14 protein-coding genes and 1 other annotated feature are annotated in these 16,856 nt (G+C 37.6%); of the genes, 2 read left to right on the plus strand and 12 right to left on the minus strand.

Annotated elements, in window-relative coordinates; all coding sequences use genetic code 11:
- Positions 1-65: 65 nt before the first annotated feature.
- From ACEN36_RS05345 to ACEN36_RS05380, 8 genes are all read right to left on the minus strand, one after another.
- Entirely contained in the window at positions 66-788 is a 723-nt protein-coding gene (locus tag ACEN36_RS05345; RefSeq protein WP_407126113.1) for a pseudouridine synthase, read from the minus strand.
- 278 nt (positions 789-1,066) lie between these two features.
- Positions 1,067-2,734 carry a polysaccharide biosynthesis C-terminal domain-containing protein gene (locus tag ACEN36_RS05350; protein ID WP_407103180.1) on the minus strand — a complete coding sequence of 556 codons (1,668 nt, stop codon included), beginning with the start codon at positions 2,732-2,734 and terminating at the stop codon, positions 1,067-1,069.
- Between the two features lie 132 nt (positions 2,735-2,866).
- On the minus strand, positions 2,867-3,667 hold the full coding sequence (locus tag ACEN36_RS05355) for an aldo/keto reductase (protein WP_407095602.1): 801 nt from the start codon (positions 3,665-3,667) through the stop codon (positions 2,867-2,869).
- Between the two features lie 310 nt (positions 3,668-3,977).
- Positions 3,978-6,395: a leucine--tRNA ligase gene (leuS, locus tag ACEN36_RS05360; protein WP_407126114.1), complete on the minus strand. Its 2,418-nt coding sequence runs from the start codon at positions 6,393-6,395 to the stop codon at positions 3,978-3,980.
- 75 nt (positions 6,396-6,470) lie between these two features.
- Positions 6,471-6,699, minus strand: a binding site (T-box leader).
- 176 nt (positions 6,700-6,875) lie between these two features.
- A complete protein-coding gene (locus ACEN36_RS05365; protein WP_407126115.1) occupies positions 6,876-7,253 on the minus strand; it encodes a DUF956 family protein in 378 nt (125 codons plus the stop codon).
- 157 nt (positions 7,254-7,410) lie between these two features.
- Positions 7,411-8,322, minus strand: coding sequence for a PTS system mannose/fructose/sorbose family transporter subunit IID (locus ACEN36_RS05370; protein ID WP_407103182.1), 912 nt, complete (start codon positions 8,320-8,322; stop codon positions 7,411-7,413).
- Between the two features lie 22 nt (positions 8,323-8,344).
- On the minus strand, positions 8,345-9,145 hold the full coding sequence (locus tag ACEN36_RS05375; RefSeq protein ID WP_407095596.1) for a PTS mannose/fructose/sorbose transporter subunit IIC: 801 nt from the start codon (positions 9,143-9,145) through the stop codon (positions 8,345-8,347).
- Positions 9,146-9,181: 36 nt separating this feature from the next.
- Positions 9,182-10,171, minus strand: coding sequence for a mannose/fructose/sorbose PTS transporter subunit IIA (locus tag ACEN36_RS05380; protein ID WP_407095594.1), 990 nt, complete (start codon positions 10,169-10,171; stop codon positions 9,182-9,184).
- Positions 10,172-10,945: 774 nt separating this feature from the next.
- Here ACEN36_RS05380 and ACEN36_RS05385 point away from each other — a divergent pair.
- Positions 10,946-11,392 carry an acyl-CoA thioesterase gene (locus tag ACEN36_RS05385; protein ID WP_407126116.1) on the plus strand — a complete coding sequence of 149 codons (447 nt, stop codon included), beginning with the start codon at positions 10,946-10,948 and terminating at the stop codon, positions 11,390-11,392.
- Positions 11,393-11,414: 22 nt separating this feature from the next.
- Positions 11,415-12,251 carry a DUF72 domain-containing protein gene (locus tag ACEN36_RS05390; protein WP_407126117.1) on the plus strand — a complete coding sequence of 279 codons (837 nt, stop codon included), beginning with the start codon at positions 11,415-11,417 and terminating at the stop codon, positions 12,249-12,251.
- A gap of 19 nt (positions 12,252-12,270) precedes the next feature.
- Here ACEN36_RS05390 and ACEN36_RS05395 read toward each other — a convergent pair whose 3' ends face one another.
- Genes ACEN36_RS05395 through ACEN36_RS05410 form a run of 4 tightly spaced genes read right to left on the minus strand, consistent with a single transcriptional unit; the run spans position 12,271 to position 16,819 of the window.
- Positions 12,271-12,786, minus strand: a complete 516-nt coding sequence (locus tag ACEN36_RS05395; protein WP_407126118.1) for a glycosyl-4,4'-diaponeurosporenoate acyltransferase — start codon at positions 12,784-12,786, stop codon at positions 12,271-12,273.
- 13 nt (positions 12,787-12,799) lie between these two features.
- Positions 12,800-13,912 (minus strand): glycosyltransferase, encoded by a 1,113-nt coding sequence (locus ACEN36_RS05400; protein ID WP_407126119.1) that lies wholly within the window; start codon positions 13,910-13,912, stop codon positions 12,800-12,802.
- An 11-nt stretch (positions 13,913-13,923) separates the two neighbouring features.
- Entirely contained in the window at positions 13,924-15,321 is a 1,398-nt protein-coding gene (locus ACEN36_RS05405) for an aldehyde dehydrogenase family protein (RefSeq protein WP_407126120.1), read from the minus strand.
- A complete protein-coding gene (locus ACEN36_RS05410; protein WP_407126121.1) occupies positions 15,311-16,819 on the minus strand; it encodes a phytoene desaturase family protein in 1,509 nt (502 codons plus the stop codon). Before ACEN36_RS05410 ends, ACEN36_RS05405 begins: the two co-directional genes overlap by 11 nt.
- Positions 16,820-16,856 lie beyond the last annotated feature (37 nt).

Raw genomic sequence — 16,856 nt, forward strand, 5'->3', positions numbered from 1 at the left:
AAATAATAAATTTGAAAAAAAGAGACTGCTTGTATCAGTCTCTTTTCAAGTCTATTTAATATCAACTATTTTCTATTTTTTAAAGACTCGATCTCATCTTGAGTTAACGTTCGGTATTCTCCTAATTGTAAATTTTCGTCTAAATATAATGGTCCCATAGACAAACGTTTTAAATAAGTCACTTCTTTATCTACACTCTCAAACATACGTTTTACTTGATGAAACTTACCTTCATGAATGGTTACTTCAATTTTTGAAGTCCCTTTTGCCCCATCAGTTTCATGAATCACTAATTCTGCAGGTTTGCAATTATATCCATCCTCTAACGTAACACCTTTTAAGAAAGCCACTGCGTCTTTTTCTATTACGATTCCTTTGATTTCGGCTTGATAAACTTTATTGACATGTTTTTTGGGAGACAGCAATTCATGGGCTAAATTACCATCATTGGTTAAAAGCAATAACCCTTCCGTATCAATATCTAAACGTCCTACTGGAAATGGCTCTTGCAATTGATCCTGCGGTTGCAATAAATCAATGACTGTCTCATGCAGATTGTCTGTTGTAGCACTAATAACCCCTTTTGGTTTATGCAACATGAAATAAACGAACTCTTGATATTCTACTTTTTCTCCAAATACCTCTATTAAATCTGTTTCTGGGGAGACTTGAACTTTACCATCTTTTTGAAAAGTTCCATTAACAGTCACAACTTTTTTCTTTAGAAGATTTTTCACTTCTTTTCTCGTACCAAATCCACTATGGGACAATAATTTATCCAATCTCATTTCTAAATTCCTTTCTCAATACACTTATCTGTTTTCCATTATACAGAAAATTGAAAAGAGAGCTAGGACATTAAAAAATCCTAACTCTCTTTTTAAGTGTGGGCTTAACGGCTTACTTCACGCTCTGGTTTTAAACGCGTTGCGTAAGCTTGATTCCCTATGATTTCATTTTACCTTTTCGTTGGGAAAGAACACCCAACTAAACGCCAAAAGTGAACTCTACGAAAGTCTAAACGGTTTGTTCCGCGCTCTGTCCTTAAACGCCTCTCTCCACGCTCTTATATTTTTATTTTTTTTCTAAATGTTGTTGCTTTTGTGCCGATCACTTTATCTGCTAGTCTTGATTTAAAGATTAGATAGCCGTAAACAGCTACCCCTACTAAAGCTACGATCAATATAACTACTAAAGCTAATCCTCTGTCGCTAACTGGAATAAACAGGTAAAGCAACTCTCTGACGACTGTTGTAGCTATCGCCATGATTACAGAGAAAATGGTTATTAACAGTGTCCTTCTCGACAATAATCCTAGATTGAAATGTTCTGTCTGATACATTGCATGAATAATAATAAGGGAAGATACTGCAAAACCAATCATCGTAGAAACCAGCATTCCGTGAGTTTTGAAAGCAGCTAGTAGTGGATATTGTAAAGCTAATTTCACAATCACCCCTATTACTAGCCCCTTTATCGCAGCACGGGGTCTGTTTGCTGACATGATCATAATGCTCACTACTGTGTACAACCCTAAAAAAATAGTCATAATAGCTGACCATTGAGTAATACTCGTTCCAAAATCATCATGTTGATAAAATAATGTATACAATGGTTCAGCCACTACAGCCATTCCCACTGACGCCGGAATGATAATAAGAAACAGCAATTGAATACTATTATTAAATTGTCTGCTCAATCCTTTATGATCTTTTTTAGCCATTAAACTACTGATCAAAGGTACTGAAGTAATGGCCATTGAACTCCCAAACGAAAGTACGATCATGATCAATTTATGCGCATTTGCTGCTGCGACACCGTAAACTCTCTGTATTTCTTTAGGAGTATAATCACTAACAGCTTTCATGATAGGATCAAATGTAAATTGATCGACTAATTGAGCAATCGTAATTCCAGCTCCGATGATAATGAAAGGAATAGCCGTTTTGATAATAGAAAACAAGATTTGATTGGTTGAAACAGTTATGTTGCTGCTAGAACTGGAACCAATAGTTGGTTTCGCATTTAACTGTTTTCTCCACACTACATAAACCAAAAATACCATACTGGCTAATGCCCCAACAAAAGCTCCAAAAGTAGACCATGATACAGCATCTACAACTGACCCATCAAATACTTGACGGATAAAGAATACTGAAGCCAGCATAAATATGACCCGCACAATTTGTTCAACAACTTGTGAAATAGCGGATGGAGCCATTGATTGGAACCCTTGAATATACCCTCTAGTTACACTCATCGTTGGAATCAGCAGTAAAGCTATAGACAATGTACGAATCACTTGTGTTCCGTCTGCAGCAGAAGCTGTTGGGCTATTTGCTGCGATAAATGGTGCTAATGCGTACATCAGGATAGCGGAAGCGATACCTGTAATTGACATAACTTGTAACCCTCGTTTATATATGTCCTTACTGATATCATACTCTCCCAACGAATTATAATGAGAAACTTGTTTAGCTATGGCAGAAGGGACACCTGCTGTAGCGACACTTAAAAACAAAGCATAAGGTGTATAACCAACAGTATATAAGGCATTGGCTGCCTCAGCTGTCGCTTTATCTCCCATCCAAGCCATCCAAGGGATAATGTAGATAGCACCTAACAGTCTAGAGATAATACTTGCAGCAGACATCCAAGCAGAACCCGATAACATTTTACTCTGTGAATCACTTTCAACATGTTTCGTTTTTTTACTTATCGTTTCATTTGACATTTATAAGCCTACTCTCAAAATATTTTGCTAGCTTACATTCTACTTATAAAGTAGACAAGATGCAATGTCTAAAGAGCCAGCTCAATCAAAATTTAATGCTTTTTTAACTACTTTGAATTAATGTAGACACCTTTATCCTTTTGCCAATAATAATGACATCTCATTTTCAGATAAAGTGAAGTCGAATACCTGTAAATTTTCTTCTAAACGATCTTTGCTTTCTGTTTTGGGTATGGGAATAACGCCCCGTTGGATATTCCAACGAAGTGCAATTTGTGCGGGCGTTTTTTGATATTTTTCTGCTAATCTTTGGATATCTCTATCATCCAACGTTTTCCCTCTATGAATTGGACTATAAGCCATCGATCGAATACCACTTTTTTCGCAAAACACTCGCAAATTTTCCTGACTGTTGCCTGGATAAGAAGAGTACTGGTTCACTACTGGTTTGATATCTCCCCATTCAAATAAGTAATTTAACTGCTCTTCATCAAAATTGGAGACACCGATAGCTTTTACTTTGCCACTATAATAAATTTCTTCTAATGCTTTCCAAGTCTTGATATTCACGTCATTGGAAACATCTGGCCAATGGATCAATACTAAATCAATGACATCCAGATTCATAGCTCCATAACTTTTCTCAAAAGCTCTCAGGGTCTTTTCGTATCCCAAATCTGTTTTCCAAATCTTGGTCACAACAGTAATCTCTTCACGTGGAATCCCACTGTTTACTGCTCTTCGAACTGCACGACCTACCTCAGCTTCATTTTCATACATCGCAGCCGAATCAATTAAACGATATCCTTTCATTAAAGCGCTATAGATCGTTTCTTCTGCTGTTTTAGCATCCATATTATAAGTGCCCAGCCCAATTAATGGAATGAGCTGCCCATTGTTCAAACGAATCATCTTTTGTCTGTTTTGTTCCATTGTATCTCCACCTTTTATTGGGTTGTATTTGTCCTGAACATATAAAAAAGCGAATAGACTCTTCGCTTTTTTATTGAACCATTATTGCTCGTCATCTTTTTCTTTTTTCTTACGTTTCTTTTTCTTATCATCAAATAAACCAATGGCAACTGCTACAGCTATCCCTATGGCCAACCAACTTGCAGCATCCATTAAAACCCCTCCTAAGAATGTTTTATAAGGCATAAAAAGATGTGCTACTATTCCTTTATAAGAATAATAGCACACCTAATGTGAAAAAAAGAATGTTAACCATCCAATACGAAACGGATCAGTTAGCTACAATATTGACTAATTTTCCAGGAACAACGATCACTTTACGGATATTTTTCCCTTCAATATATTGCTGGACTTTTTCATCTGCCATCGCTAATTTTTCCATGTCATCTTTTGAGATTTCTTTGGAAACTTGAACTTTTGATCTCAGTTTGCCATTAACTTGGAAAACAACTTCTACTTCATCTTTTTGCAAATATTTCTCATCATATGTTGGCCAAGCTGCATAAGAAATACCTTCTTGAGATTGGGTCACTTTTTGCCACAATTCTTCTCCTAGATGAGGAGCGATTGGCGCCAATAGTTGAATCAATCCTTTAATATACTCAACAGGCAACGCTTCTGCTTTATATGCTTCATTTACAAACACCATCAATTGAGAAATGGCTGTATTGAAACGTAATGCATCATAATCTTTAGTAACTTTCTTGACCGTTTGATGATATACCACATCTAACTTACCATCATTAAAAGTCGTGATACGATCACGTAACTTATCATCTTCATCCATGATCAAACGCCATACGCGGTCTAAGAACTTGCGACTTCCTTCTAGTCCGTTTTCACTCCATGCAATAGAAGCATCTAACGGTCCCATAAACATTTCGTAAACACGTAATGTATCTGCTCCATATTGTTCTACCACATCATCAGGGTTGACTACATTCCCTTTTGATTTAGACATTTTCTCATTGTTCTCTCCTAGGATCATTCCTTGGTTGAACAATTTTTGATACGGTTCTTTTGTTGGAACGACACCGATATCGTATAAGAATTTATGCCAGAAGCGTGCATACAATAGATGCAATACAGCATGTTCTGCCCCGCCGATATAAATGTCTACCGGCAACCATTCTTTTAATTTTTCAGGGTCCGCTAATTGTTCTGAATTGTGGGGGTCAATGTAACGCAAATGATACCATGAACTACCTGCCCATTGCGGCATCGTATTTGTGTCACGTTTCCCTTTTTTACCGGTTTCTGGATCAACTACGTTTACCCAATCAGTGATATTTGCAAGCGGAGATTCACCAGTACCACTAGGTTTGATTTCATTAGTTACTGGCAGCAACAATGGCAATTCTTCTTCTGGGACAGTAGTGGTCGTACCATCTTCCCAATGAATAACAGGAATAGGTTCTCCCCAATAACGTTGTCGAGCGAACAACCAGTCGCGTAAACGATAAGTCGTTTCTTTTTTGCCGATTTCTTTTTCTTCCAACCAACTATTCATTTTTTCGATAGCAGCTTCTTTTCCAAGTCCATCCAAAAATTCTGAATTGATATGAGTCCCATCCTCAGTGAAAGCTTCTTTTGTGATGTCTCCACCTTCAAGTACAGGGATGATCTCTAAATCAAATTTAGTCGCAAATTCCCAGTCACGTTGATCATGAGCTGGAACAGCCATGATAGCTCCCGTTCCATATGAAGCCAGTACATAATCTGCGATCCAGATAGGCATTTCTTTCCCGTTTACCGGGTTGATTGCATAAGCTCCAGTAAAGACTCCTGATTTGTCTTTATTCAAATCTGTACGGTCTAAATCGCTTTTCAGACTACTCTCTTTTATGTAGGCTTCAACAGCTGCTTTTTGTTCTGGTGTAGTGATTTTTTCAACCAAATCAGACTCAGGAGCTAAAACAGCATACGTCGCCCCAAAAAGTGTATCTGGTCTTGTCGTGAACACAGTAAATTCTTCACTAGATTCTTTCACGCTAAACGTTACATTGGCCCCTACCGATTTACCGATCCAATTGCGTTGCATATCTTTGATATTTTCTGGCCAATCTACTAATTCTAAATCTTCTAGCAAACGATCTGCATAAGCTGTGATTTTCAGCATCCATTGTTTCATTGGCTTACGGTAAACAGGATGTCCTCCGCGTTCACTTTTGCCATCAATGACTTCTTCATTAGCCAAAACTGTTCCTAAAGCAGGACACCAGTTTACAGCTACTTCTGCTTCATAAGCCAAACCTTTTTCATATAATTTCGTAAAGATCCATTGAGTCCATTTGTAATACTCTGGATCAGTAGTGTTGATCTCACGGTCCCAGTCCAAACTGAATCCTAGAGAATTGATTTGACGTTTAAACGTTTGAATGTTTTCAGCTGTAAATTCAGCCGGATCATTTCCTGTATCCAGTGCGTATTGTTCTGCTGGCAGACCAAAGGCATCCCAGCCCATAGGATGCAACACGTTGTACCCTTGAGCACGTTTCATTCGAGAAAGAATATCCGTTGCAGTATAGCCTTCTGGATGTCCTACGTGCAGTCCTGAACCTGATGGATATGGGAACATGTCCATTGCGTAAAACTTATCTTTTTCAGGATCTTCTATTACGCGGAAAGATTTATTTGTATCCCAATATTGTTGCCATTTCTTTTCAATGGTTTTGTGATTAAAACTCATTCCTAATTACCTCTTTTCTTAATATTAGTGTAAAAAAAATCGCCCTAAAAATACAAAGGCATTTATTCCTTGTATTCTTAGGACGAACTCAATTTTATAGTCGTGGTACCACCTAAATTTACTGCAATAATCTCTTGCAATCTCATCTTATCCTTAACGCGGATGAAACGTCTCTGCCTACTTGAAAGTCTTTCTCAGCAAAGCAACTCCTAAGGCGAGTTCAAAATGTATCTCTGCGCATTTTCACCAACCATGCGCTCTCTAAAAAAGAGCCATTCCTACTGATCCTTATCACTGTCTTTTGATTATTGATTTCATTTTAACAAATTCTAGTTCTAGATTCAATTAAAGATTTAAAAACTTTTCTCTAAGCGAACAAGAGAGCAGGAGTAAAAAAACTCAGTGCACACTTTAAAGCTTATTATCGATAAGTTACTTTTATATTTATCTAATGGCAAAAAAAATTGATACTAAAAACAGTTATTTTTTCTTCTTCCCTATTGCTTTATAAGCACCTTTGATAACCTCAAAAAAGCTCAATGAGTGTACCATGTAATCGGGGTCAACGTATTCGCGTATCGCACGAAGAACTTTTTTAGGGTCTTTTGAAGAAAAAGTAAACGTACCCGATTTTTTCGTCTCGATCGCATAACGCGGGATCCATCTGCCTTTAAACATGACTGAAGCAATCACAAGATTTACCTCTTCCCAAGGAATTTGAATAAATTTGTGCGGATCCCGCGTATTATAAAATTCAAATCCTCTATCACCGATCATGATTTTCCCATAATCTGTTAGTCCCGTAAAAGCGGTGGCATCGATCACCAAATCCACTTTTGTGTTAATTGATTCAACCATTCAAACCGCTCCATTTCATTTATCGTCTTACAGTCATTATACGTTTCTTCATTCAAATAAACCACAAAAAAAACGACTGAGACAAAAATCCCAGCCGCTCTTTTTACGATCCACTATTCATTTACAGAATTGAATCGACTGATGTTTCTTTCAGTTATTATAGTAGTCCGATCAAGTGTCCGCCGATACCAACTACGAATAAACCTAAGATGATAACAATTGGGCTAACATTTTTCTTCAATAACCACATACAGAATAATGTTAACAATAACGGTGCCAATCCTGGAATCAATTGGTCTAAGTTATCTTGTAACGTGGTCACTTTAGTAGGAGAAAGAGCCATACCTGAATTTACTTGTTCAAAGGCTTGACGCATTCCTTCTCCACCTGCAGGTAGCTGATCCCATTCAATAAATGCTCCGTCCTCCAATTGTACTTCGGAGATAACGGGTTTGAAACCAATCGATACCCATCGTTGTACTAATGCTGCCAGTACAAACATCCCTAAAATAGATGCACCTTTAGTAATATCTTGCAATAAACCACCAGAAAGGTCTTCTGTGATTTTAGAACCGGCTTTGTAACCGAATTCTTGTGTGTACCACATGAAGCCCCAACGAATCAAATTCCAAGCTACAAAGAATAAGATTGGTCCAAGAATATTTCCTCCCATTGCTAATGAAGCTCCTAGAGCTCCTAACATTGGACGTACAGTAAACCAGAACACCGGGTCACCAACACCGGCCAAAGGACCCATCATACCAACTTTAACCCCTTGGATAGCTACATCATCAACAGGAACGCCATTCGCACGTTCTTCTTCAAGAGCTAAAGTAACACCAAGAATTGGTGAAGCGATATATGGGTGAGTATTAAAGAATTCTAAGTGACGTTTCAATGCTGCTGAGCGGTCCTCTTTAGATTTGTACAATTTTTTAATGGCTGGAATCATTGAAAATGCCCAACCGCCGTTTTGCATACGTTCATAGTTCCAAGAACCTTGGATAAATGTTGAACGCCATGCCACAGCTAAGCGATCTTTTTTAGATAAAGTAATTTTTTCTTCCATGTCAATTTCTCCTCCTTCAGGATTAATAATCGTTTAAGATATCGCCAAGCGGATCACCAGTATTGTTTCCGCCGTTACTTGAAGAACCACCCATTTTAGAAAGGTTCAAGTAAATAAGAGCGATAGCAACTCCGATTGCTCCTAGAGCGATCAATGTCAATTCAGAAACGGCTGCTACTACGAAACCAAGAACAAAGAATGGCCATACTTCTTTAGATGACATCATGTTGATAACTAGTGCATAACCAACAGCAACAACCATTCCACCACCGATAGCCATACCATCTGTCAACCATGCAGGCATTGATTCTAAGAATCCTTGAACTGTTGTTGCCGGGATAAATAATAGCGCTGCAGCTGGGATAGCGATACGGACACCTTGCATACAGATTGCTAAAATTTGTAAGATTTCAATTTTTCTGAAATCTCCTTCTTCAGCTGATTTATCCATTGCGTGTACAATAGGTACAGCTAATGTACGAACAACCATTGTCAAGAAAAGTCCTGCTACTGCAAGAGGAACCGCAATCGCGATAGCTGCTGGAACTCCGGCAACCCCTTGTCCACCTAAAACTAAAATAATTGCTGATGCAACTGATGCCAATGCAGCATCGGGTGCTACGGCTGCTCCAATGTTAGCCCAGCCAAGCGCGATCATTTGAAGCGTACCTCCAAGAACGATACCTGCTGTCAAATTCCCTGTTACTAAACCGATCAAAGTACATGCTACTAGAGGTTGATGGAATTGGAATTCATCTAAGATTCCTTCAATACCAGCTAGAAAAGCGACAAGTATTACTAAAATTATTGATATAATAGACATAATAGCCCTCCTAAATAATTTATTTCTATTGTATTATTATGCTTTTGCTAAATCATTTTTTGCTTTTCTCAAAAGTTCATCCATGTTCGCACGAGAGTCATTAGGAACTTTACGTACATCAAATTTGATGCCTCTTGATTTCATTTCTTCAAAAGCTTTTACATCTTCTTGTCCCATTGAAAGAACTTTGTTTACAACGACTTTCCCAACTGAGTGAGCCATCGAACCAACGTTTACCTCATCGATTTCAACGCCGCCATCAATTGCACGTATCACATCTGTAGGATTTTCAAATAAAATCAATGCTTTTGTATTTCCAAAGCGAGTATCTTTTGTAATCTCAATCAATTTATCGACTGGGATAACATTTGCCTTTATTCCAGGAGGAGCAGCTTGTTCAATCAATTTTTTACGCATGTCGTCGTGTGCTACTGAGTCTGAAACAACGATGATACGGTTTGGTCCTACAGATTTAGACCATGATGTCGCAACTTGACCATGTAATAAACGAGAGTCTACACGTGTTAAGACGAATTTGATTTTTCCGTCTCCAACTACTGTATTTGGAGCAAGTGGTCCTTTAGGTTGTCCGTCTTCTGCAACTGGAACTTTCGCAGTGTCTGCTACCAATTCTTCCGGTTTAGCCTTGACCCCTTCTCTTCCCGCTTCAACGATATGTGCTGCAATTTCATGAGCAGATGTCATTGATAAACGAGATCCATAAGCTTCGATCAGCATCGGTAAATTCAATCCTGCAACGATCGCCCATGTATCTTTGTGTTCTTCAAATAATGCATTTGCTTGATTAAATGGCGTACCTCCCCATAAATCCACTAAGAACAACACTTCATCTTGATCATCAAAAGACGCAACTGCATCTTTCATTTTTGCTCTTACATCTTCTGGACCTTCACTTGGCATTAAAGTAATAGCGCTAACGTTTTCTTGTTCTCCAAAAATCATTGCTCCAGATTGCAAGATGCCTTCAGCGAATTCGCCATGGCTTGCTAGAATAATTCCTACCATATTTTTACCTCCTAAATAAATGATTTTACTTTTTAATGATTTGGTGCTTAAATTAAATCTGCGTTTTTTTTTTCCTCTTCTCTCTTTCTTACCCCTTTCTGTTTAGTATTCCTCTTATTTCTAAGCTCTTAAAAGCAGAGGTTATTCAAAACTTCTATTAGATGTTGTTTATTAATAATGACTGTTTAAATTTCCCATTCTTTTTTATCCGTAAATGAATAGGTAGAAATAAATAGTAAGAAGACCCTTACATTACCTAATAGTTTAGTTGATTAAACCTCAATTAATATAGCCAGGCTAATTTATTAACCGTGCTTCAGCTTTCATTTATATATAAGCAATTTTCGTGCCAATTTTAGTGAGTTATCTAGAAATCCCCTAATAGCAAGAGAATAGATCTGAAAGACCTGGATAAAAGACACACTAATTAGTGTGTCTTTTATCCAGGTTTACTGTATTTAGATATTATTTTTGTGTATTATCAACAAATTTGAACTTAATCTATGTTATTCATGCTCTATTTTATTGTTTAACAGTATCTATATTGAGATATGTATATCCATACACAAAAACCTTTAATAAATGGTAAAATAAACTCACCATTCAAATAGTCCTGTAAATTATTCGTGTTTGCAATCTATTCTAAAAGCAAGTAAATATAAAAAGCTTTTATATACCTTACTATATATTAGATAAAAGTAAACAAAAATTTATTCGGCATCGGATGGGCTTCATACATCAGTATATGAACTACTATTGAAAAGAGGTTGTATTTTGAAAAAAGATTATCAATTATACGAGCACCAAGCACAATACTATGAGACGGATCAAATGAAAATCATCCACCATTCGAATTATATTCGTTGGTTCGAGGAAGCTAGGACTGACTTAATGGACCAAATAGGTTTTGGTTACGACCAAATGGAAAAACGCGGTATCATTGTCCCAGTACTCAGTATAAATTGTGAGTACAAATCAATGGTCCGTTACAATGACCGAGTTTACATTATTCCTAAAATTGAAGTGTTCAATGGTATTCGTTTAGAAATTTCTTACCGTATCATCGATAAAAAGAGCGGCAAATTGCGCTCTTTCGGTGAAAGCAAACATTGTTTTTTAAGTGATAAAGGTCGCCCGGTTTCTTTAAAGAAAATAGATAAAGAGTTATATGATTTATTTGATGCATATGTTGGTATAGACTTTGTGCCTGAAGAAAACTAAATCTGAAAAGGAGACATAAACTATGATTACTATTGGTCTGACTGGTTGGAGCGATCATGCATTGCTTGAAACCAGTAAAAACACGAAACTAGAAGATTACGCTGGCCATTTTCCTTTCGTGGAATTAGATACTAGTTTTTACGCCATTCCTTCAGAAAAAAATCTTCATAGCTGGATCACTAAAACTCCCGAATCTTTTCAGTTTATTCCAAAAGCTTATCAAGCTATGACGCAGCATAGAAAATGGATTGAAGACTTTTCTAGCGAATCTCAGATGTTTCAAGCTTTTCTCACTCGTTTTGAATCTATGCTGGAACAAAACCGGATCAAAGCATTTTTATTCCAGTTCCCGCCTTATTTCGGTTGCACAAAAGAAAATGTGGACTACTTAAGAAAAATCAGAGCTTGGATGAAAGACGCCCCAATAGCTATTGAGTTTCGTAATTCCAGTTGGTACAGCACTCAAAATAAAGAATCTACTGTAGCATTTCTAACAGAACATCAATTTATTCATACGGTAGTCGATCAACCTCCAACGCCAAATAACAGCGTTCCCCTCGTTCCTGAGAATACGAATAAAACGTTAACTCTTCTACGGCTACATGGCAGGAATTTTGAAGGCTGGCAGGATGGAAACAGTAAAAATTGGCGTTCAGAAAGGACTCTTTATGAGTATAACCAAGAGGAACTGAGAGAATTTGCGGACATTATTCTAGAATTAGAAAAAGAGACGGATGAAGTAGCCGTTATCTTTAACAACAACTCTGGAGGACATGCTGCAAAAAATGCCAAAGAATTGCAAGCTATTTTAGGGCTTACGTTTACCGGATTAGCTCCAAGACAATTAGACTTGTTCTAAAAAGAACCACTAAAAGAGTTCAAACAACCTCTTTTAGTGGTTCTTTTGCTAGTTGTTCTTTTCTCTGAATCAATCGTTCCAGACGCGGTCGATTATACCGTTGAACGATAATAAAAGGTAAATTAGCTACAAAAGCATATGCCACCATGATCCAACCTGCCCATGGAGGATTCCACAAGAAAAACAAAAACGCCGGTGGAATCATCATCCAATGCGCGAATTCTCCACGCCTAGTCTCAATTACAAAGTGTTGTAAACTAGCTTGATCAAAATGTTTTAAATGAGTTTTATCAAAACCCTTCTTGGTAATTTTCGTTCCATCTGGTAAATACGGTTTCCACGAACGAACTCGAAACCTTTTTTGCCAAATGGCTCCAGATTTTTCCCATTTTCTTATTCGAAACCATTCCTGCTTTTTCCAAAAAAATTCATTTGATATATTACGTGCCGCCCAAGAAATAGACAGATGAAAAATATACCAAGCGATTACATCGATTAAAATAGTCCATGTATTTGGTAAATAGATGAGCTGCATGCCCAGTCCTCCTCTATTCAATCTTAATTTTTCGTCCTTTCCACGTTACCGCACCCAATAAATGCGTCTGTACTATTGACCAACTAAACAGAACAATAAAAAATAAAAAAAGGATAGGGTAACTTAATATGGCTAATAGATTAAAACGTCCCACTCTTTTTGCAAAAACAAAAAATTGCACCAAATAAATGAAGTACATCATTACTGCCCCTACTAGCCAAGAATTAGAAGCTGTTATCAATGATACGATGAGGAAAATTCCAGTTCCTATTCCGCCACTTATCCAATACACAATTAAAAGCAAGACCACTGGATGAGTAGATTGAGAAGCAGTGGCAAAATTCTTTGACCAACCTTCTATCAATTGCTGAATTCCTTCAGAATACATTCGAAAATGCACAACTTCTTTTCCAGCATACAGCTTCAACGCAAGCCCTTGCTGCTGAAATTTTTTACCTAAAACAAAGTCTTCCATAAGTGTTGTTTCAGATTCTTCGTGCCCGCCTATTAAAAAGTATTGTTCTCTAGAACAAAGCAAACAGGGCCCAAAAGCACCTGCTGCAGTAAACTGTTTTTTGAAGACGGTAAATACATTCATCCCTGCTAAGACCATAATATTGAAAACAATAGAAAGTGATTCGTACAAACTCTGCACAGTATGGTACGGTTGAACCGATAAAATCCCGTCACAGTCTTGTGCATGGTACGCAAGAGCAAACCGTTGTAAACTTTCAGGATCGTTTAAATAAGTATCCGCATCTAAAAAAAGCAGCCACTCTCCTGTTGCAGCTTTCGCCCCTCTAAGACAAGCAGCAGATTTACCAACAACGGATTCTTTCTCATTCTTTTTTACTACGTTTGCTCCAAATTTTTCAGCTATTTTTACTGTGTCATCTTCTGAATTGTCGTCTACGACAATAACTTCTTTAGGTTGAAGCTTTTGCTGCTTTAAAGAGGTCAATAATCTAGGGAGATTGCTCTCTTCATTCCGAGCAGGAATAATAACGGAAATTTCAGCTTCTGGACTTTCTTCAGTTGTTCTTTTTGGAAGAAAAGGCACTTTAAAAAATGCCAACCATCCTGCCAAAAAAGCGTAACTTAACAAACAAAGAATGAATATCAACATCTGAGGACCTCCTAAAAAAGCCATTTCCGCCACTTTTTCAATCTTTTCAACTGACTAATCTGATAAGGCGGATATTGTTGCGGTAAGCTTCTCGCGTTTTTTTGTTCGTAATAGACTTTTTGATAACTGAAAGCTTGAAGACCAGCAAATCCATGATAGTTCCCGACTCCACTTTCCTTCACTCCTCCAAAAGGAACAGATGAATGAGCTGCATGACGAATGACCTGATTTACACTAAATGCTCCGCTGCGCAATTGTTGCTCTATGTTCTTGATGCTAGCTTTATTTTTGCTGAAAACATAGGTCACTAGAGGAACAGGCTGCATAAGCAGTTTATTTGTTAAAGATTCAATAGATGAATAAGGTATGACCGGTAAAATGGGTCCAAATATTTCTTCTTTCATAATTGAGCTGCCTTTTTGAATATCTGTCAAAATCGTCGGTGCTAGATAGAGCTGTTCCTCCTCAAAAGTTCCTCCATAAACTACTAATCCGTCCTTCAAATAGCGCAACAATTGGTTTAAATGCTTTTGATGAATAATCCGACTATAATCGCTACTGTTTTTAGGGGAAGCTCCATAGAACATCTCGATCTGTTTTTTTAGCTGATCTAAAAACTGGGGATAAATGGACTCATGAACGTAAACCGTATCTGGCGCAATACACGTTTGTCCTGCGTTCAAGAATTTCCCCCAAGCGATTTGACGGATAGTCTCTTTAGTCAGACCTGTTGGCTCTACAATACAAGGGTTTTTCCCACCTAATTCGAGGACAACGGGAACCTGACGTTCAGCTGCAGCTTGATATATTTTTTTCCCCACCTTTTTACTGCCAGTAAAGAAAATAAAATCCCAATCTAATTCTAAGAGCTCTTCAGCAACGCTGCTGTCTCCTTCTACGACTGTAATAAGTTCTGCATCAAAGTATTTCGGAATCAATTCGGAAAACATGGAGCTAACTGCCGGTGCAAATTCTGACGGTTTGATAAAACAGCTGTTGCCTGCAGCTATTGCTCCAATCAACGGCATCAATGTTAGTTGAAGCGGATAATTCCAAGGAGAAATAATGAGTACTGAACCATAGGGCTGATAGGAGAGAGAGCTTTTTCCTAAACCACCTATTCCAATATGATAAGACTGATTTGGCTTAAGCCACTTTTTTAAGTTGCTTTTGACATAATCAATTTCGTTGAACAAAATAGCTAATTCCGAAGCATAACTTTCTACAGCGGATTTCCCCAGATCTTTCTTAAGAGCTTCCATAAAAGCTTCTTCATGTTCTGTCAACATTTTTTTCAAACATTCAAGTCGCTCAATACGTTTTAGGTATGGACGTTCTTCTCTTGTCCAAGCAATTTCCTTTTGGCGTGTTAATAAACTTTGGTAAGCCATTGTTTGTTTAGATTTCATGGGCATTTTGTTCCTTTTGTACAATTTTATCTCGTACTTGTTGGCCGCTAAGTGTTACCATCGGCATTCCGCCCCCTGGGTTGACTGTTCCTCCGACAAAATAAAGGTTATCGTACTTTTCACTGTGTTTAGCATGCTTAAAGCCATGGTTTTGTTTACGATTCGATACCGTTCCATAAATTGCTCCACGGTGAGAAAGATAGGTTTCTTTGATATCTTCAGGAGTCCACATGTCTTCTGTCACAATGTGCTTTCTCAAATCAGTTAATCCCATGCGTTCTAATTTGATCAATACTCTTTCTCTCAAAGCAAGGTAGTCAGATTCAGTAAAAGGCTTATCTTGTAAATGAGGAATGTGCGGCAAAATTTTGATATTCTCGTGGCCTGGTAAAGACTGTGATGCATCTGTTTTATTGACATTCACCAAGTAGATAGTCGGATCATCAGGCAACTCATGACGATGAAAAATCTGCTCATAATTTTTCTCAGAATTTTCAGAAAAGAAAAAGTTGTGGTGAGATAATTGAGGATATAACTTATCTACTCCTAAATGAAGTACTAAACCTGAACTAGCCGGTTCAAATTTATCTTCCAACTTTTGGATAAATGTATCGTCTTCTTCAAGCAGTTCATCATAGGCAGGTATAACTTCCATATTCGAAATAAAATAATCCGCTTTCAATATTGTTTTATTCTCTAACTCAGCTGCTTCAATGTTGCCATACTGGTCAGGTATCAGGCGAACAATTTTTTTACCTGTATAAAATTGAACTCCTAGCTCGCTTCCTAATTGAGCGATCCCTTCTGCAATACCATGCATACCTCCAGGAACATACCAAACCCCTTGTTTGTGTTGCATATAAATCATCATATTTAATACAGCAGGAGCATCGTAAGCTGAGGATCCAACGTATTTAATAAAGTAAGCCAGCATATCTCTTAGCTTTTGATTGCTGATTCGTTTGGCAATACCATCGTACATGGAAGAAAAATAATCGAATCCCTTTATCGCTTCAATTACTCCATGATGGCGAATAACATCCAACGTGCTGTCTAATCCTTCAGCAAAATAACCTTTTTCGGTTAGTTCATACAACTGTTTAGCATAATCTAAAAAATTCTGGTATTCTGCCATATCTTTTTCACTGAGAGCTGGATTTTCATGCGCCATCTTTTCCAAATCACCATATAAATCAATCTGTGTTCCATCTGGGAAGAACGAACGCCACTCGTGTTCTAAACGAATCGTTGGAATATAGTCTTCCATTTTTTTATGGCTGCGTGTAAACAGTTTTTTGAAAATTTGCGGCATCGTTAATATAGAAGGCCCTAAATCAAAACCAAAACCATCTTGCTCCAGTCGATTTAATTTTCCACCAAGGTGTTGATTTTTTTCATACAAGGAGACTTTAAAACCGCTTTGCGCTAAAGACACTGCGGCTGAGAGACCTCCGAGTCCACCACCAATAATCACTACTGACTTTTGTTTTTCTTGCATTGGATCACCACCCTTTTGTTTGATAAACATAACCTTT

The sequence above is a fragment of the Desemzia sp. FAM 23989 genome (assembly GCF_045528345.1).
GTDB lineage: Bacteria > Bacillota > Bacilli > Lactobacillales > Carnobacteriaceae > Desemzia.